The sequence below is a fragment of the Rickettsia endosymbiont of Lasioglossum villosulum genome (assembly GCF_964026455.1).
Lineage (GTDB): Bacteria > Pseudomonadota > Alphaproteobacteria > Rickettsiales > Rickettsiaceae > Rickettsia.
Map to the genome: position 1 here is coordinate 307,476 of NZ_OZ032152.1, position 20,145 is coordinate 327,620.

Sequence of the window (20,145 nt, forward strand, 5' to 3'; positions counted from 1 at the left end):
TCATACTCCTATTCTTTGCTTTAATAATGTCTGGTAATTCATTACTAATTTGTTACTCACTAAATCTTTACTAGCTTGGAACTCGATTTTATTGGCTTTTATTCCCGCAACATTTTCAAATGAATGATGCTTTATTTTATCCTCTATTTCACTTGCAAGCTTTAATGCCATATTACGATTCTTATCATTAGTAAAAATACATATTTCAAACTCTAACTGCACTATATTTTGTACTTTAGTTGATATATCATTAACATTTAATATATTAATAAGTAAAAACGGATATTTTGCATCCTGAGCTATTGAAAAATATATCTTATTAACTTTAGTTTTTATATCATTATCGTTTATAAGTAATTTATACAAACTTAATTGAAAATTATAGATAAAATCATGATACATATATTTCCAGTGCTATAATATTTAAAAATTTGCTCTTTTCTTCAACATTAATAACTCGCTTAATCTCAAATTCTCGCTCTTTAAATAGAATACGCATTTTGGTCGTAATATTTTTGATAAATCTTATTTTAAATAAAAAATATCCTTCCGTTATGACATGCCCAAAGCTTATATTCTCTAATGCTAAAAATTTATTATCACATAAAGGTATAATCTCGGCATAAACTGTGAGCTTCTCTATCCATCTATCTTCTTCCATAGGCTCTAGCGTAATATTTTCCAAAAACTTAATCTGATGCCTAAAATTTCTTATAGCTGTTTTTTGCATATTTTAACCTTTCACATTCTTATATTTCTGTAAGGTAAATACAGGTTTTTCACCTCCTTAGAGAGACCTACACAGTTTTGTGCTTGCCGGTCATACATCTCGGCTATATGCAGCATAATCCCGTGTTTTATGGCATGCGGTATATTATCTTTATCGTAACCACTTATATACTCCACTGTAAGCTCTTCATTATTTAAGGATTTAGTTAAAGCTAAAATATTCTGATCTATTACATAATCATCGAGAGTTAGTTCATTTTCCTGATCTTTGAATTTTTTTGTTACTTTCAATATCCTAAGCACAGGGTTATATTTTAATAAAAACTCTCTTTTGCCATAAATATTGCAAACAAATTTTATTTGTTTAGATATGAAATTCAGCTTAGTAAAATTTTCAGCTGCTGTTATTGCTGCGTCAATCAAACCTAATATCAAATCATCATCATAATTTGCTTCCACCCGCATATAATTTTTGACCTGCTCTAAACCCCATACTTCTTGCAGAAATATTTTAGTAATCTGAAAATTGTTTTTTTGTGGCATATGTAACCTTTTTGTCATTAAACGTCATTGCGAGGAAAAACTGTAAGTTTTGTACGTACGCAATCTCAGGAGTTTTATACTACTTCATGAGATTGCCGCGTCGATTCTACGAATCTCCTCGCAATGACGAAGTATTTAACTAAAAACTCCCACCTTAATAGCCTCCGGATTCACTACATCCCCACCAACTCTCTTCACTGCATAGAATTTGACAAAAGGCTTTTCGGTGTAGGGATCACGCATGATATTAATACCGCTTCTATCTACTATTTTGTAACCTGATTTAAAATCACCTATTGCAATAGCTGCTGTATCTTTATCAACTGGTTTCATGTTAGAGCTACAAACCACGGGAATACCGAATATAGTTTGCTTAAAGGACTCGGAAAGAGATTGCTGCCAGATAAAACGCCCTTGATTATCTTTAAGTTTCTGCACTTCTGATAAAGTTGCTCGGTTCATTAACAGCGTTGCATTGGCTAAATATTCCTCTTTGAGAGAATTTATAAAATCTAATAAGTTATCTGTTGTAATTTTATTACCCATTTTAACTTTTTCGATTTTATCATGATCAGGAGACAAGATGCCCCTCGGTTTTTTTACCCCATCACCATTTATAAATGCCTCATTTTCCGCTTTAACAAAGCTATCACGTAATCTCTCACTTAGCCAAGTCTCTATTTTAATAGTTGCATCATCGAGCAAAGCTTGGCTAGCTTTCGGTTGAGCATATAACTCATGAACAAATATCCGTTGTTGCTTTAATTTTGCTGCATTTGTTTCATCTCTTGCTTCTACTTCACCAATCCATCCACTATTAAATTTGCCGTCTTCGCTTATTATATCAAGAGCGTTTGTAGAAATTGTTTCAATTGAAGCAAGTTGCCTCATAGGCGATCTGGCATTTACTTCTGTAATGATACTATTATACAGGGTTTGTAATATTAAAAACCCACCTGCTTCAGCACCGCTATTTAAAGATGATTTTTGAGTAAAGCTATTTTCTTCACCTTTACGGACATAATTGATAAAAGCTGTTTTTTGTTCTTGGTCTTCGATATTTATATTATTTGGTCTTTCTAAGATATTTTGGATATTATGGACTTTTTCTTGTAATTCAGTGATTTGATTCGAATACTCCGTATTACTCTCTACCTCTTGTCCTTTAGTGATATATAAAATCTTAGCACTTTGATTAGCAGGAAAAGTAACAATACTTATTTCTAACAAATCAGCTTCGGTAATTACTCTCTGTTTTGCATCATTAAAAACCGAATTTTTTATATAAAAGCCGATCGATAAACCATCTATCGCCCCTTGCTTTATTAACTCTATTGCTTCACGACCAGCTTTAACCTTATTATTTATCACTGCTTCCATTTTTAAACCGTGATCATCTTCCACAAGATGACTAATAATTCCGATTGGTTTTTTACTATCATGCTGCCAAAGGAATTTTATATTTTGATGAGCGACATTTGCAAAAGCCCCTTTAACTATTAAGTCATTGTGATGATCGGCAATATTATAGACACTTGCATAGCCATTAATTACTACTTCACTATTAGTTGAGGATTTTATTTCTATATTGTCAAAAGTTTGATTACTGTAGATTATTTTTTTCATATGTTTATTACCTATTCTTCGTTGTCACTCTGCGGCTTGTATCTGCTAGATCTATTAAAAGTTGCAGTTCTGAAGTTAAAAATACTATAACTGAAAAAATGCTAGCACTAAGAGAGGATATAAAATTTGACTAACATATAAAGCTCCTCTATTATCTTAATCAATATATAATCACAAATAGAGTTCTAGTTATGAACAAAAATATAAAACTATTTTTTGCAGCAATTTTTATCGTATTCAGTGTAGGAAATAATATTATTTTGGCTGACGATTATCCCAAAAGTGAACAAGAACAGAAATGGGATGAAGTAGGTTCGATAGCTGGGGAAGAAGGGCTAGTTTTTAGACCAGGCAGAATTAAAAATGAATCTACTAAAGCAGCTGGTTGCTCAATTAATAAATATCTATGGCAAGCATCAATAAACACTCTAAGTTTTATTCCTCTTGCATCAGCTGACTCAAATGGCGGCGTTATCATTACAGAATGGTATAGCCCTCCCGCTACACCCAATTTTCGTTTTAAAATAAACATATTTATTAAGGATGATGTGATACATCCTGACGCAATTGAAGTAAAAGTATTTGAAGAAGTGCTGAAAAATAAACAATGGGTAATGAATGACAATACTTCGAATCTTGCTATCACACTTGAAGACAAAATTCTAAGAAAAGCAAGGGAAATATATATTAATAGTGCGAAATGATATGTCATTCCCACTCCTGTCATCCCGTGATTTATGAACTAGAGCCAGTTAAAAATACTAATAAAATTAGTATTTTTTATTATTTTCTGGATCTAGTTCCCAAGCTACGGTATGACATCAAGGCGTTTTTCGATCCACACAGAATGACATACATACCAAAAGAAATAAAAAACATGAATATCGAACAAAAATGGCAACAAATTTGGCAAGAAGAAAAAGCCTTTGAAGTACCAAATGAAAGCAGCAAACCTAAATATTACGTTTTAGAGATGCTACCTTATCCATCCGGTAAAATTCACGTAGGTCACGTACGTAATTATTCTATAGGTGATATAGTTGCTAGATTCATGACTATGCAAGGCTTTAACGTACTTCATCCTATGGGCTGGGACTCTTTCGGCTTGCCAGCAGAAAATGCTGCAATAAAAAACAACTCTCATCCAAAAGAGTGGACTTATTCAAATATCGAGAATATGAAAAAGCAGCTGAAATCGATGGGCTTTTCTTATGATTGGTCTAGAGAGATAAATAGTTGCGACCCTGATTATTATAAACATGAGCAAAAATTCTTCTTAGAGCTTTACGAAAGAAATCTTGCTTATCAAAAAGAATCTCTTGTTAACTGGGATCCGGTTGATAATACTGTACTTGCAAACGAACAGGTTGTTGATGGGCGTGGTTGGCGTTCAGGTGCGATAGTTGAAAAGCGTTATTTAAAGCAATGGTTTTTAAAAATCACGAATTACGCTGAAGAGCTATTAAATGAAATTCCAAATTTAACGGAATGGTCTGAAGCAGTTCGCTCTATGCAAGAAAAATGGATCGGCAAATCAATAGGTGCTAACTTTCGTTTCAAAATTAAAGATAATGAAGATGCTATAGAGGTTTTCTCAACTAAGCCTGAAACTATCTTTGGAGCTAGCTTTGTAGGTATTGCTTTTAACCATCCAATAATAGAAAAATTAGTTTCTAAAACTCCTGAAATAGAAAATTTCATAGCTAAATGTTCAAATATAACTGGCTCTGCTGAACTTGACAAAGCTGAGAAAGAGGGAATATTTACCGGTCTTTACGTTGTTCATCCTTTTGACTCAAATATAACTATACCTGTTGTTATTACTAATTTCGTGTTGATGGATTACGGCACAGGTGCAGTTTTTGGCTGCCCTGCTCATGATCAGCGTGACCATGAGTTAGCTGTTAAAATGAACTTACCTATAAAGCAGGTAATTGAAGCGGATATTGATGTGCAGAAAACCGCCTATACTGAAGATGGGATAATTATTAATTCTGGTTTTCTAAATGGCTTATCTACTAATGAAGCTAAGCAAAAAGTCATAGAAGAATTTGAGAAATTAGGCATAGGCAAACGCACAATAAATTATCGACTGAAAGATTGGGGAATTTCAAGACAACGTTTTTGGGGCTGCCCTATCCCTATAATCCACTGTGAGTCTTGCGGTTTAGTACCTGTACCTGACTCGGATTTACCGGTTACGCTACCTGATGACGTGAAATTTGATGGTCAAGGCAATCCTTTAGACAATCACCCAACTTGGAAGCATGTTAACTGCCCGAAATGTAGCAAGCCTGCTATTCGTGAAACTGATACTTTTGATACGTTTTTCGAATCTTCTTGGTATTTCACAAGATATTGTAATAGCCAGGCTCTAGAAATGACCGATAAAAAAGCTTGCGATTATTGGTTGCCGGTTGATAAATATATTGGCGGAATTGAACATGCGGTAATGCATTTATTATATGCAAGGTTTTTTACCAAAGTAATGAACGAGCAGAATTATGTTAGCGTCCGTGAACCTTTTAAAGGGTTATTCACGCAAGGTATGGTGCTGCACGCTACTTATAAAGACGAGCATAATAATTGGCTATATCCTGAGGAAGTAATTAAAAAAGGTAATGAATTTTTCCATAAAGATAATGGTGGTTTGGTTACACAAGGTCGCATCGAGAAAATGAGTAAATCCAAAAAGAACCTCATTGATCTTGAAACTATGCAACAACAATATGGTGCAGATGCAATAAGATTTTTTGTATTATCTGACAGCCCACCGGAAAAAGATTTAGAATGGTCAGCAAGCGGTATTGAAGGAAGTGCACGTTTCATCAATAAGCTTGAACAAATGCAAGAAGCGATAATAAAGCTTTCAGATAATGACAATACTAATAAAGAATTAAAGAGGTTAATCCATTTCACCATTAAATATGTTGCTGAGGATATAAAACATTTTGCTTTAAATAGAGCAATAGCACGTATGCGTGAACTTTTTAATGCTATATCGAGCGAGATAAATAAAGAAGAAATTGACGTGCAGAACGCAAAACACGGCTTTAATGTACTAATTCAGCTATTAAATCCTTTCATTCCACATATTACAGAAGAAATTTGGCAAAAGCTTGGTCACAAAACATTTTTATATAATGCGGCATTTTCTACTTTTGATGAATCGATGCTAGAGCTAGACACATATGTTATAGCAGTTCAGGTTAACGGCAAACTTCGTGATACTTATGAGTTTAATACATCCGCAAGTGAAGATGAAATAAAGCAAATTGTTATTAACTTACCGAAAGTTCAAAAATTTTTAGAAAGCAAAGAACCTAAAAAAATTATCCTTGTTCCTAAAAAGATCATAAATATTATTTGTTGAAGATTCTCATTACGCAACTCCTGTCATCCCGTGACTTGATCACGGGAACTTATATCATATTCTGTGTCCTGAGATCCCGTGGACAAGCCACGGGATGACATCTTATAATAACCTAACAAATTGTCATATTTTACCTAAATATTAAACTATCCATAAACATTGTGACAAAAATGTTATAAAAAAATGTTGCTTTCTTTTAGATTCGGCATTAACGTATATATTTATGTCAACATTTTAGGGTAAGTCATAATGTCACTGATAGATGTTTTAATAGTAGACGATGAAGAAGATATACGGAATATCATTGCTGCAATTTTAAAGGATGAGGGTTTTAATCCTAAAGTTGCAGCTAATAGTACGCAAGCTCTTAAAATACTTGCTGAAAAGCCAGTATCTGCAGTGATACTTGATATTTGGCTTCAAGGAAGTGAGATGGATGGTCTTGGTATCTTAGAGGTGATTAAAAAACGCTACCCTTTAATGCCAGTAATAATTATTAGTGGTCATGGTACAATAGAGACAGCAGTAAATGCTATAAAAATGGGAGCTTACGACTATATAGAAAAACCTTTTAATAATGATAAGCTAGTTATTTTACTCAAAAGAGCTTGTGAAGTTACAAAGCTAAAACGTGAGAATATAGATTTAAAATCAAAAGTTATAGATAAGACTGAGCTAGTAGGCAACTCCACTATTACTTTAAAATATAAAGCAGAAATAGACAAAGCGGCAAGCTCCAGTAGCCGTATTATGATTCATGGTAAAGTAGGTAGTGGTAAAGAGTTAACAGCAAGGTTAATTCATAAAAAATCAAAGAGAGTTAATAATCCATTCATTATTTTCAGTCCTACATGCATGACTTTAGAAAAAATCAATCAAGAGTTATTTGGGGAAGCAGAAAAACAAGAAAGCAATAATAACAGTAACAAACGACCTACTATTTTAGAATTTGCTAATAACGGCACTTTATATATAGACGAAGTTAGTAATATCCCAGTTCCAATTCAAATAAAATTATTAAAATTTTTAAAAGATCATACCATAAAAAAACCTTGTGGGAAAATTGTCAAAGTTGACATAAAAATCATCACTGGTACTTCTAAAAATATTCAGGAAGAGGTTAATAACGGTAGGTTTTTAGAAGATTTATATTATCGCCTAAATGTATCGTCATTAAAAGTACCATCATTATTTGAGAGAAAAGAAGATATACCACTGCTAGTCAAATATTTCGTTAAACAACTTTCAAAATTTTCAGGTTTAAAGGAACGTATTTTTGCCGATGAAACTATTGCTGCATTACAATCTTACGAGTGGCCAGGTAATATTAGACAGTTACGCAACGTTGTTGAGTGGACTTTAATTATGAATCCTATCACTTCAGGAAATAATGAAATCATTAAACCCTATATGATACCTTCAGAGATTCTAGCAAACAGCGTTAATCTAACTAAACTTGAAGATAGCTTTGATATGCTATCTATGCCCCTTAGAGAAGCTAGAGAAGTTTTTGAACGCCAATATCTATCAGCACAAATGAGTCGTTTTAATAATAATATCTCGAAAACATCTTCATTTGTTGGTATGGAGCGATCAGCATTGCATCGTAAATTAAAACTATTAAGCTTGCATATACCTCCGACAGGCAGAATAAACGAGGAGGAATATGAAGAAGCAAACGCCTAACCTACTTCTAGTATTTACTTTTTCGCTATTCTTAACTAACTGCTCTGAACCTACACGTGATGCGAATGGTTTATTAACTGATAGCCAAAGTACTGTGATTAGGAATTACATAATATCACAAAATGCTAAAAACCTTAAAGTTAACCTTAAAGGACAATTTGGCTCAAATCTAAGAGGATTAAAACTAATTGGAGTAAAATTAATAGACGAAGATTTATCAGAGGTAGATTTAACTTCATGCGAAATATTACGTGCTGATTTTACTGGAGCTAATTTACAAAAAGCTATCTTAACAAATGCTATCATACAAGAAAGTAATTTTGCAAATGGGACAATACAAAATGTTTCAGGATATAACTCTGATTTCCAAGGCTCTATTTTTGATAATATTACTCTGCAAGATATAAATTTTGTTCAGGCAAATTTTAGTAATACTGCTTTTAGTAAAACTACTATTAAAAATGTAAATTTTGAAAATGCTAAGCTTGAAAATATATTATGGAATAACAATACTCTTGATGGGGTTAATTTTCAAAAAGCCGTTCTTAAAAGCAATAGTTTTAAAAATACTAATATAGAAAATTCAATATTTTATGGTGCAGATTTAGAGGGGAGTATCATAAATAATACTAATTTTACTAATAATTATTTTGAATCTAGTGACTTAAGTAGAGCGAAATTAACTGCCGTAATAATTAAGGATTCTAATTTTACACAAAGTATATTTAATGAGATAAATTTTAACAATGTACAGTCTAATAACTCTATTTTTTCTTATACTACTTTTCAAGGTTCAACCCTGCAAAATATCAGTATAGTTAAATGTGATTTACAAAGTAGTGTAATTAGCGGCTCTACTTTAACTCAGTTTAAAGTAGATACTAGCTTATTAAATAATGTAAGCCTAAATGATATTAAGTTTAATAATTTATCGATAAAAAATAGTAACGCTAATTTTGCAAGATTTAATAAAATGGCTGGGGTAAATATTACTTTCAACAATTTAAGTTGGACTAATAATATCTTTAGCAATAATGATGTTAAGCAGTTCACAGTAATTAATACCGACTTAAATAATAGTGAATTATCAAACTCGAATATAAGCAATAGTCAGTTTAGTAATGTAAATTTTTCTAAAACATTAATGCAAAATGTAAATTTTTCGGATGTAAAAATTACTTCAGGAAATTTAAATCAGATAGCTTTAATAGGATCTAATTTAACGAATACTACATTTAACAATTCTTCTTTTTATAATTCGCAAATAAATAACAGCCACTATATAAATTCGACTTTTGTTAATACCAACTTTGCAAGCAATATCATTTTAAATAGTGAAGATTTTAGTAAATTTCCATCAAATATATTAATTACTTCAGTAAAGGATTTACCAAAAACTACTAATTTAACAAATATGAATTTAGCAAATTTTGACTTAAGTAATTTAATATTTAACGCAGTTAACTTTTCTGGTGCTATTTTTAAAAATGCTAATTTAGCAAATACAGCAATTAAAAGTTCTATTATAGAAAAAGCAGATTTTTCTAATGCAATAGTTAGTAAAACAGACTTTTCAAACTCTACATTAACGGATAGTATATTTAAATCGGCTAAAATTGATCAAGCTAATTTCACTGGTAGTAACTTAACTAATGCTGACTTTACTGAGGCAGAAATTAAAAATACTCAGCTTGATAAAGCTACAACTACCGGAGTAAAGGGGATAGATAATTCTAATTGATAGAATGAGAAATTAGAATTTTATCTCAAGAGTTAACGATTAGGTAAAAATCCGTATAGTACCAGATAGTTATTAAAAAAATGTTATATTTTATTCAAATATAGGTGACCTTATATGTCATTCCCACATAGGCTTTGCCTGCGTGAATCATTTTCCCCTGTCATCCCGTGATTTATTCACGGGATCCAGTTAAAAATACTAATAAAATTAGTATTTTTAATTATTTTTCCTGGATTGCCACGCTCATTTCATTCGCTCGCAATGACGATTTGAAAACCTAATAAAAACTATCTGGTACTATTAAAAATTCGTTAGAATCGATAGAAAGGAGTATTAACTGTTAAAAAAATTTTTGATTTTCAGCTTATCTTCTTTAGATAAATCAGGTTTGAACCTGTATATGTCCTTTTTGTTTGGGCTTTCGGGTCTATATTTAAATTCACCTCTAGCAGTTTTGATTGTAACGATCTGATCAGGAGCACCCCATTTAGGAAAGTCATAATTTATCACTACATCACCATTTTGTAAACCCGATTTATAAGCATTACTGTTTTCATCAATATTTTTTATCATATTATTATTTAATAAAGCATCTCTATCAAAACCACGATCATACGCCCCCATTTTTGTTTTCTCAATCGGTAATATTTTAGCTACATCACTTAAATCTATAGTATTACCTTGCTCTATATATTCGTTTATTTCTTTATCTATTCCTTTTGGAATATAATTTTTAGTGATCTGTTTAAAATAATCTGTAGAAAATTCTTTTTGCTTTGCTGTTTTAAATAAATCAAGCATAACATTATCTAACGATTTACTTTTACTATTCTCTTTTATAAGGTTATTTAGATAAAGTGCAAAAATAAATCCACGATAATAAGGCAATTTACTTACGGCGTAATTTCTCCAAGAATCTTCTTCAATTTTGCTATTAGGTTCATTTATTACTGGTGATAAATAATAATCCTTAAAAAATTGGTTAAATTCTTCTACAAATTCTTCCACAGTTATAACTCCAGAACGCAAAGCCAAAACTCTAGAATAATAATCAGTAAATCCTTCGCTCCACCAATAATTTAAATCTGAAGTATTACGTATTTTCTTACCTATCCAATTATGCAAATGCTCATGAGCAAGTAAAGTCGTATAATCCTGCTTATTCAAACCTTGTGGAATAAAAGCGGTAAAACTATGAGTTAAGGCTGTGCCGCCCATATGCATTGGTTGATCGCCCTCAACTAAACTTATTAAATAATATGGAAAATCATTATCATGAAAAAATGCTCGCTGACCTTTAATAATTTTATTTGTATAAGAAGCTATTTCTTGGTCTTTCAAATCGAACTGACCATGCAAAGAAAGATAAACAGGATTTTTTTTATTAACTATTTTATAAATACGTAAATCTCCTGCCGCATAAATAGCATCATATAGCCCAATTGGCGTAGCTTTAAACTTGATATTTTTACCAAGACCATAATCGGATATAGCCTGCCAAGCTTCGGGAATATTATTCCACTCAACATTATATTCTACTATATCCTCTTTCTTTAGATCTCTAGGAGTAGCAAAAAGTCCCCAACCGGGTGAATGGATTAAATTTTGTCTAATTATAGCCTCATGAACTTTTGAAGGGTTACCGGTTTTTTGGTATATTTCATAGCTTAAACGAATAATATTGATTTTTCCTATATTAAAAATAGCTTCATTAGAGTTTTGATTTCTAAATTTTAATTTCCCGATCGGATATTCTAGCTTAACATTTTTGATTTGCTGATAGTAAGAAGCACTAGCCCAAGCATATGGTAAATCTAAAATAACTTCACCGTCGATATCGCCTATTATTTCCGTTTCAACCTTGATAGCGGAAACAGGACGATCATTTAAAGGGGTTATTTTATAATTTATCTGCCGATAAGTATTTGCTAGTACCAAAGTTGGAATTAGAATTATAGATATTATTAAAAATTTTTTTATTAGATTCATTTACAAAACTCATAGACCTAGTTAGCAAGCCACGAGGTGATAGGGGAAAATGATCCACGCAAGCAATGCCGTCATGGGGTGAAAATGGTTAAGACTGATACATATAACAACCTTTAAGCATAATGACAGATTTAACATTTTAAGAACTACCTAACAATAATTTCAAATCCTTTAAGTGAGCTATTGAAGATATAAAATCATGAGTTAAATTTTCTGACCTGGAACAAATAATATTATTAAATCCAAGCTTTAAAGCCTCTTTTATTCTTGCTTCGGCTTTGGCAGTTTTTCTTATTTCACCCGATAGGCTTATTTCACCAAAAAATACGCTATGCTCCGGTAGAGGCTTATTTGTAGCTGCGGAAATAAGGCTAGCTGCTACCGCTAAATCTGATGCAGGTTCGTTTATTTTAAGTCCGCCTGCAATACTTAAATATACTTCATAATTGGCAAGATTTAGTCCTATTCTGCTACTTAATACCGCAAGCATCATTGATAACCTGTTAACGTCCCAGCCGACAGCAGAGCGTCTAGGCGTTACCATATTTGACGGCACTATTAAAGCTTGCACTTCCATAAGTAGTGGTCTTGAACCTTCGATTCCAGCAAAAATTGCTGTACCTATCACATTTTGCTCTCGCTTCATCAAAAATAACTCGGATGGGTTAGTGACCTCGATAAGCCCGCTACTGCTCATCTCAAACACACCTATTTCCCCAACTCCGCCAAAACGGTTTTTATAAGAGCGTAAAATACGGAAATGGTTATTATGATCACCCTCGAAATATAGTACAGTATCAACTAAATGCTCAAGCAATTTAGGACCTGCTAACTGCCCATCTTTGGTTACGTGACAGCTAAGTAGAATAATGATATTATTTTGCTTGGCATAATTAACAAACTCATGAGCACATGTACGAATTTGGGAAACAGTACCAGGAGGGGAAGATAGTTCCCGTGTTGCAATTGTTTGAATAGAGTCGATAACCACTAAATCGATATTACCTTTATTCGCCTCAAGGCTTGCTATAATATCTTCTAAATTATTAGCAGCTAAAATATTTGTTTTATCATTAACTAAATCTAGTCTTAAAGCTCTTAGCTTTATCTGATCAAGCGACTCTTCACCTGTTATATATAAACATTTTACTTTTGAAGCAAAACTGCCGGCAACTAGCTGCAACAATAAGGTAGATTTTCCAATACCAGGATCGCCGCCTATTAATATAGCTGAACCGAGTACTAAACCGCCGCCTAGGACCCTATCTAACTCACCAATTGGCGTAGAAATACGCACCTGATCAGTTACATTACTAGATAATTGTTCGAAATCTTGTTTACTTCCTATTTTGGCAATATTCTTATTTGAAATTACTTTTTCTTCAACAATACTACCCCATACCCCACAATCAAAGCACTGCCCCGACCATTTAGGGCTAGTATTCCCACAATTAGAACAAATATAGTGCTTTTTCTCTTTGGTCATGTTATTTCTCATCAAGTAAAAATAATATAGTCAATTAAGAAAATAATTTCAATTTAAGAATTTATAAACGCTAGTATAGGATAAGATTTTAAAAAACCTTATCCTGTATTCATTCGTATTATAAAGATTGGGTTAATGCAGTTGAATTTAATTATAAGCTGTAAGAAGAAGCATCCTTATTATGTAGTGATTCACCGTAACTTTCTGCTTCTGATGCTCCTAAAATTGATACTCCATCATTTATAGGAGTTTTAGCTTCATCTTCTCTAGAAATTTCTAGAAAACTAAATATTTCTTTTTGCTTAGTATCCATGTTTTTATGAGAAAGTAGCATTTTAACTATATTAGTTTTTTCATTAGAAAAAGCTATCAATAAAGCGGTTTCTTTACCTTTGTTTAATTCATTAATTTTAATATCTTCACGAGAAAGTAGCACTTTAACTATCTCAGGCTTATCGTTATCAACGGCTTTATGTAAAGGAGTCTTTCCTTGGTTATCTTTTTCATTTACATCAGTTTCTTTACGAAGAAGTAGCATTTTAACTATCTCAGGTCTATTACTCTTAACCGCTCCATGTAAAGGAGTCTCTCCTTGGTTATCTTTTTCATTTACATCAATCTCTTCACAAAGAAGTAGCATTTCAATTATCTTATGGTTGTAACTACGTATAGCTTTATGTAAAGGAGTATCTCCATATTTATCTTTTTCATTGACATTAATATTTTCACAGGAAAGTAACATTTCAACTATCTCAGGGTTACTACTCTTAATAGCTAGATGTAAAGGAGAATTTCCTCCTAAATCTTTTGTATTAACTTCAAGATTTTTATAAGAAGTTAGGAATTTAACTACCTCAGTTTTTCCCTGATCAATAGCTGCATGTAAAAGTGTATTACCATTTTCATCTTCTGCGTTAATATCAAACTCTTCAAGATTTATTAGATATCTGAATATGTCTTCATCAAAATTAACTATTACTTTATTATCTACAGATCTAGAATAGAAATCTATTTTTTCTTCCATTAATGTTCGTATGATATCATTTTTATCAAAAAATGTAGCTATAGGAAAAATCTCTTTTCCTAACTCTGTAACGTTTATAAATTGTATAAGATCATCTAATATAAATTCTATGAGTTCATATATTGTACTATCTTGACTTTCATGCAATCCCAATAATATCTTAGTTAATTCATTAGATATTTTAATTCCTTGATAGTTACTTAAATTTTTGGTATCTTTTTCAAAGAATGCAGCTATTAGTTCTAACTCTTTTTTATCAAAATTATCTATTTTGCCAAGCTCAATAAGTTTTCTTAAAGTTAAAGGACAGATACCTGCAATAACGCATTCTATAAGTTTAAAATTAGATTTTATATCTATCTCATTTATTTTATATAATTCTCTGCTTTCTATGTAGTTTATATCAATAAAGCTAATTTGTTTGTCACTAAGCAGTTTTAAAATATTATCTTTTAATAAATCCACTGATTTTTCGTCTGGTATATCCATTAAATCTTTCAATCCTTGTAAAGGCTTATCAGGATAAAAATTACGAGCTGCTTCAAATAGCTTTTTTACCAAAGAAACTCCATCATCATCAGTCATATGACTATGCTCTGCTAAGGTGCATAGTAAGTCATAATTACTTAAATAAGGTTCTATTTCTTCTTTTGTCACTATTCCTTCTTTTACTAATTTATGTTCTTCAACATTAGTTACCTCTTTTCTTCCTCTTAAATTACTTTGCTGTTTTTGTAAGTTTTGAAAGTTTTGTTTGTTAAGATCTTGAAGAGAGGTTTTATACTCATTAATTAAAGCTTTTTTTTCTTCAATAGAAGTAATTTGATTTGGGTGCTAGGCGAAGTGGATAAATTACAGTTGGTGAGAATCCAATCTACGTAAAGTTTAGCCAGCAGCGTAGAACCAAATCTCACATGTAAGGAGGTAACGAATTATGTGAAGCTGAGAGGCGGGATGTATTGGGTTGTAACGCAAGTGAAGGATATAAGCTCCGAAATGTACAATATTGTAGAGGTTGACATGTTGTATCACATGGAAAGCAGAATGTGTAGTTGCGATAAGGCAAGCAACTATTGCTCTACCGGAGTCTCAGGCCACGACACGATACAAGATGGAATTTATCTAAATCTAGGAGATCCATTGTATTCTTACGTAAGTGAGTACTTTGAAACAAGTTGTCAAGAGCAAGGATTAAAGGAAGATACAATGGAAGTCGGACTGACTAATAGTACTTTGAGCATGGGAAAGCCATGTACATGGGGAAGTGGTCAGCAATATAGCGTTAGTTTAAGTACGCTTAATTCACTAATACACGGAGGTTAGAGAGTAGAATGGAAAGTAAACTTAAACTTATATCTGCGAAAGCTAAGGAAGATAAGAGACTAAAATTTACGGCATTAGTGCATCATGTAAATAAGGAAAATCTTATTGAATGTTACAAGGAGCTAAAGAAAAATAGAGCTTGTGGCATAGATGAAGTAACAGTTGAAGAATATGGCAAGAATCTTGAAGAGAATATAGACAATCTGCTACATAGACTGAAGGATAAAAGCTATAGAGCCAATGCTGTACGACGGGTAGAAATACCTAAAGCTAATAGTAAAGAAAAGCGAGGGCTTGGCATTCCGACAGTTGAAGATAAATTAGTGCAGCTAGTAGTTAAGAAGTTATTAGAAGCAATATATGAACAAGATTTTCTAGAGTGCTCTTATGGATTCAGGCCTAACTTAAGCTGTCATGCAGCAATAAAAGCGTTAGATACAGTAGTAATGAAAAAGCCAATTAACTATGTTGTAGAAGTTGATATTAGAAAATTTTACGATAACATAAATCATTACTGGTTGCAAAGGTGTTTAGAAGAGAGAATATTAGACAAGAATTTTATATGGCTAATAAGAAGGCTTTTAAAAGCAGGAGTAATCAAGGATGGTGTTGTTAGTACCAGCGATCAAGGTACATCGCAAGGCTCAGTGGCAAGCCCAATTCTTGCAAATATCTATTTACATTATGTTTTAGATTTATGGTTTGGGAAAGTTGTTAAACCAAAAGCTAAAGGCTATGTTGAACTAATCAGATATTGTGATGATTTTGTGGTGTGTTGCGAAAGTCAGAAGGATGCGGAAGAATTTTTAAGCCTACTACATGATAGATTAAAAAGTTTTGGATTAGCTATATCAGAAGAGAAAACAAGGATTGTTAAGTTTGGTAGACGTCCTTGGCAACTCGCCAGTAAAAATAAAGAGAAATTAGAGACATTTAACTTTCTGGGTTTTACCCATTATTGCGGGAAAAGTAGGCAAGGATACTTTATAATGGGTCATAAGACTATAAAGAGTAGCTTTGCAAGAAAACTAAAAGAAACGCAAGAATGGTTAAAAGCAATAAGATCTCAAGCAGTTTTAAAAGACTGGTGGCCAATACTGAAATCAAAATTAACAGGACATTATTTCCTTCAATTATAGAATAAAGTTCTTTAGCTGGTAATAAGTTAACTTTTGCTTTCATGTTAATACTTTATTAAAATTTTTGATGTATTTTAATAAATAATTATTAATTTGTCAATAATTTGTGTTGAGTAAATTAAGGGATATCGTTTAAAAGTGCTGTTACGTGAATTAGCTCAGCTAATGTCACCCCGTGGCTTGACCCTATAGTACCGGACAGTTTTAAAAAAGTGTTATATTTTATTCAGGTGTAGGTGACCTTATATGTCATTCCCGTCGTTGCTAAGAATGACATAGAAGCTATGCGATAATACTCGGCAGGCAAATGACATAATCATATTATAACATCTTTATAGTATTACCTCAAATAGAATGATAACATATATAAAATATTATATAATTTCAAGAAAATCTTTAGTTTATTTAGCACTTAAAAAAGATACTATTAATTACATAATTTTCTTATAAAAAAAATATTACAAGCCATAACTTTCTTGATCTTCTTCTAATCCTCCTAAAACAGATGTATCTAGTTCTATATTAGAAATCGGCACAGAATCATTTTGCACTTTTTCAGTAAGCTTAGCTTCATGTAAACGTAAAATTTCAGCTATTTCAGTTTCTTTCCACCAAATAGCACACTCTAAGAGAGTATTGCCAGTACTATTTTTTTCATTTACTTTAATATCCGGGTGAGAAAGCAAAAGCTTTACTAGTTCAGTTTTACCCTCTCTGATAGCCTTTTCTAAAGGAGCTCGATTCCATTTGTCTTTTTCATTAACTTTAATATCTGGATGAGAAAGTAATAATTTAACTATTTTAGATTTACCACTATCGATAGCTTTCTCTAAAAGAGTTTCTCCCAGCTGATTTTTTTCTTTAACGTTAATATCTTTATGTGAAAGCAAAAGCTCTACTATTTCAGTTTTACCATGACTAATAGCCTGCTCTAAAGGAGTTTTATCCCATCCATCTTTTTCATTTACTTTAATATCTGGATGTGAAAGTAATAGCTCTACTATTTCTTTTTTATCCAACCAAATGGCTTGATTTAATGGGGTATTTCTGGCGTTATCCTGTTCATTAATATTAACCTCTGAAAAAGAAAGCAGTTTTTTCACTATAAATGTTTTACCAAGATTAATCGCTGAATGAAAAACAGTATTACCAGAACTGTTTTTGTCATTAATTTTAATATTTTTATAGGAAAGTAAACTTTCTACTAATTCAGATTTATCATAAAAAATTATACTATTTAAAATATTGTTACCATATTGATCTTTTTGATTAATATCAATGCAGTTATGAGAAATTAAAAGTTCAAATATTTCCAGTTTAATAATAGCAAAATTTAAAAGCGAATAATTATTTTGATTTTCTTTATTAACATCTAGATGAGAAAGTACTATTTTAACTATTTCAGGATTATTACTATTGACAGCTTGATATAAACATTCTTTTTCCTCATTGATATTCATATTCGGATGAAAAATTAATTTCTTAACTATCTCAACTTTATTACCTTTAATAGCCAACATTAAAGGAGTATTTCCCCATTGATCTTTTGCATTAAGTTTAACATCGTTATGGGAGAGTAACTTTTCAACTATTTCAAGTTTGTCATTATTGATAGCTCGATGTAAAAATGTTCTATTTTCTTGGTCTTTTTCATTAACATTAATATTCGGATAAGGAAGTAGCATTTCGACTATTTCAGCTTCAGCACAAATAACAGCTAACTCTAAAAGAGTACTTCCATTCTGATTTTTTGTACTTAAATCAATATCTGGATGAGAAAGTAATGCTTCAACTACTTGATATTTATTGCTACTAACCGCACACACTAAAGGAGTATTACCATTCTGATCCTTTTTATTAATTTTAATATCTTTATGAGAAACTAGTATTTCAACTATTTCGATTAAGCTATTAGTAATAGCCTGATGTAGAGGAGTATTACCATGTTGATCTTTTCCATTAACTTCAATATTTGGATGTGTAAGTAGGAGTTTAGCTATTTCAAGCTCTCTCTCTTTAATAGATGCTTCTAAAAGAGTCTCGTCGTCTTCACCTAGTTCATTAACATTTAACCCCTCAAAACCTAATAAATATTCAAATATTTCTATATTATCAAAATTGAATTCTAAAGACTTAATTAAAGCTTTAGAAGAAGGGTTAATTTTGGCTTCTTTTAATTTTTTTATTATATTTATATTTTCATAGCATGCAGCCGCTACAACAAGTTCTTCTGCTACATTTTGTACATTTATAAAAGGTATTAGATCATCTAAATCATAGGCAAGTTCTTCATTTAAATTTAATAATAGTTTACTTACCTCATTAGATAATTTTGTTTCTTGAGATTTATTTAAAGCATCAGTATCTTTTTCAAAAAATGCAGCTACTAGCTCTAATTCATTTCTATTAAAATTATCTATTTTATCGTCTTCAATAAGTTTTTGTAAACTTAAAGGGCAGCCACCTGCAATAATACATTCTAAAAGCTTAAAATGAGCTTTTATTTCTATCTGATTTATTCTATGTAATTCTTTGCTTTCTATATAATTTATATCTACAAAGCTAATTTGTTTGTTGTCAAGCAATTCTAAAATATTATCTCCTAATAAACTACTTGCCTTTTGGTATGGTAACTCCATCAACTCTTTTAACCCTTGTGATGGATTAGAATAAAAATTTCTAGCTATTTCAAATAATCTTTTTACCAGAGGAGTATTTTCTTCATTCGTTAAACTGCTGTTTTCGGCTAATAAATTAAGCAATTCATAATTGCTTAAATAAGGCTCTATTTTTTCTTTTGTTACTATTCCTTCTTTTACTAATTTATGTTCTTCAACATTAGTTATTTCTTTATTATCTCTTAAATCATCTTGCTTCTTTTGTAAATTCTGAGCTATTTGCTTATTAAAAGCTTCAATTTCTAGTTTGTATTGACTAATTATGACTTTCTTTTCATCAGGTGAAGTAGCTTGATCTAATCTATTTAAATATTCTTTTTCTAATTCAGTACTTGGTTCTAATTTAGTATTTTGTTTTATATTTTTTAGAATTCCATTTTTTATTAATTCTGCAGTTTGCGTATATATATTTTTTTGTTCTTCTTTAGTAATTTTTTTATATTTACAGTAGTCTATAATTGCCTGATTAATTTCCTCAATTTCATCATCTAATCCCGAATAATCGCTATTTTTTTGGATTAAACCAATGCTTGTTATTTGCTCTACAATATATTTAATAATATCTTCTTGCTTATTTGATTCTAGCGGGAATATATTTTGTATTATTGATTTTAAGTTTATTAAAATCATCCCATAAAGTTCTTGATAAATTATCTTTTTCTTTCATGTTACTAACTTAATTAAAAATTCTTAACTCGTCAATAATTTATTAACTATTTGAGATAGGATAGATTAAGAAATGTCGCTCGTTAATCAAAAAATACTCTATATGTCATTTCCGCGGAGGCTTTGTTGCGTGGATCATTTT

General features: G+C 31.3%; 13 protein-coding genes. 5 read left to right on the plus strand and 8 right to left on the minus strand.

Annotated features, from left to right (window positions below; all coding sequences use genetic code 11):
• From AAGD49_RS01510 to AAGD49_RS01525, 4 genes are all read right to left on the minus strand, one after another.
• The gene (locus tag AAGD49_RS01510; protein ID WP_341788852.1) at positions 1-402 is read right to left on the minus strand and encodes a hypothetical protein; all 402 of its coding nucleotides are present in this window, start codon (positions 400-402) and stop codon (positions 1-3) included.
• On the minus strand, positions 392-730 hold the full coding sequence (locus AAGD49_RS01515) for a phage head closure protein (RefSeq protein ID WP_341788853.1): 339 nt from the start codon (positions 728-730) through the stop codon (positions 392-394). Before AAGD49_RS01515 ends, AAGD49_RS01510 begins: the two co-directional genes overlap by 11 nt.
• A gap of 11 nt (positions 731-741) precedes the next feature.
• On the minus strand, positions 742-1,272 hold the full coding sequence (locus AAGD49_RS01520) for a head-tail connector protein (protein WP_341788854.1): 531 nt from the start codon (positions 1,270-1,272) through the stop codon (positions 742-744).
• Positions 1,273-1,407: 135 nt separating this feature from the next.
• The gene (locus tag AAGD49_RS01525) at positions 1,408-2,898 is read right to left on the minus strand and encodes a phage major capsid protein (RefSeq protein WP_341788855.1); all 1,491 of its coding nucleotides are present in this window, start codon (positions 2,896-2,898) and stop codon (positions 1,408-1,410) included.
• 191 nt (positions 2,899-3,089) lie between these two features.
• Here AAGD49_RS01525 and AAGD49_RS01530 point away from each other — a divergent pair, with 191 nt between their 5' ends.
• From AAGD49_RS01530 to AAGD49_RS01545, 4 genes are all read left to right on the plus strand, one after another.
• Positions 3,090-3,602 carry a DUF3576 domain-containing protein gene (locus AAGD49_RS01530; protein WP_341788856.1) on the plus strand — a complete coding sequence of 171 codons (513 nt, stop codon included), beginning with the start codon at positions 3,090-3,092 and terminating at the stop codon, positions 3,600-3,602.
• A gap of 173 nt (positions 3,603-3,775) precedes the next feature.
• Positions 3,776-6,271: a leucine--tRNA ligase gene (gene leuS, locus AAGD49_RS01535; protein WP_341788857.1), complete on the plus strand. Its 2,496-nt coding sequence runs from the start codon at positions 3,776-3,778 to the stop codon at positions 6,269-6,271.
• 249 nt (positions 6,272-6,520) lie between these two features.
• Positions 6,521-7,957, plus strand: coding sequence for a sigma-54 dependent transcriptional regulator (locus AAGD49_RS01540; RefSeq protein ID WP_341788858.1), 1,437 nt, complete (start codon positions 6,521-6,523; stop codon positions 7,955-7,957).
• Positions 7,938-9,698: a pentapeptide repeat-containing protein gene (locus AAGD49_RS01545; RefSeq protein ID WP_341788859.1), complete on the plus strand. Its 1,761-nt coding sequence runs from the start codon at positions 7,938-7,940 to the stop codon at positions 9,696-9,698. Before AAGD49_RS01540 ends, AAGD49_RS01545 begins: the two co-directional genes overlap by 20 nt.
• A 333-nt stretch (positions 9,699-10,031) precedes the next feature.
• Here AAGD49_RS01545 and AAGD49_RS01550 read toward each other — a convergent pair whose 3' ends face one another.
• From AAGD49_RS01550 to AAGD49_RS01560, 3 genes are all read right to left on the minus strand, one after another.
• Positions 10,032-11,687 carry a M1 family aminopeptidase gene (locus tag AAGD49_RS01550; RefSeq protein WP_341788860.1) on the minus strand — a complete coding sequence of 552 codons (1,656 nt, stop codon included), beginning with the start codon at positions 11,685-11,687 and terminating at the stop codon, positions 10,032-10,034.
• 139 nt (positions 11,688-11,826) lie between these two features.
• Complete coding sequence (gene radA / locus AAGD49_RS01555; protein ID WP_341788861.1) at positions 11,827-13,173, minus strand: DNA repair protein RadA; 1,347 nt, start codon at positions 13,171-13,173, stop codon at positions 11,827-11,829.
• A 151-nt stretch (positions 13,174-13,324) separates the two neighbouring features.
• Positions 13,325-14,854: an ankyrin repeat domain-containing protein gene (locus tag AAGD49_RS01560; RefSeq protein ID WP_341788862.1), complete on the minus strand. Its 1,530-nt coding sequence runs from the start codon at positions 14,852-14,854 to the stop codon at positions 13,325-13,327.
• 674 nt (positions 14,855-15,528) lie between these two features.
• Here AAGD49_RS01560 and ltrA point away from each other — a divergent pair.
• Complete coding sequence (gene ltrA / locus AAGD49_RS01565; RefSeq protein WP_341788863.1) at positions 15,529-16,659, plus strand: group II intron reverse transcriptase/maturase; 1,131 nt, start codon at positions 15,529-15,531, stop codon at positions 16,657-16,659.
• 458 nt (positions 16,660-17,117) lie between these two features.
• Here ltrA and AAGD49_RS01570 read toward each other — a convergent pair whose 3' ends face one another.
• Positions 17,118-19,967 carry an ankyrin repeat domain-containing protein gene (locus AAGD49_RS01570; RefSeq protein WP_341788864.1) on the minus strand — a complete coding sequence of 950 codons (2,850 nt, stop codon included), beginning with the start codon at positions 19,965-19,967 and terminating at the stop codon, positions 17,118-17,120.
• Positions 19,968-20,145: the final 178 nt, after the last annotated feature.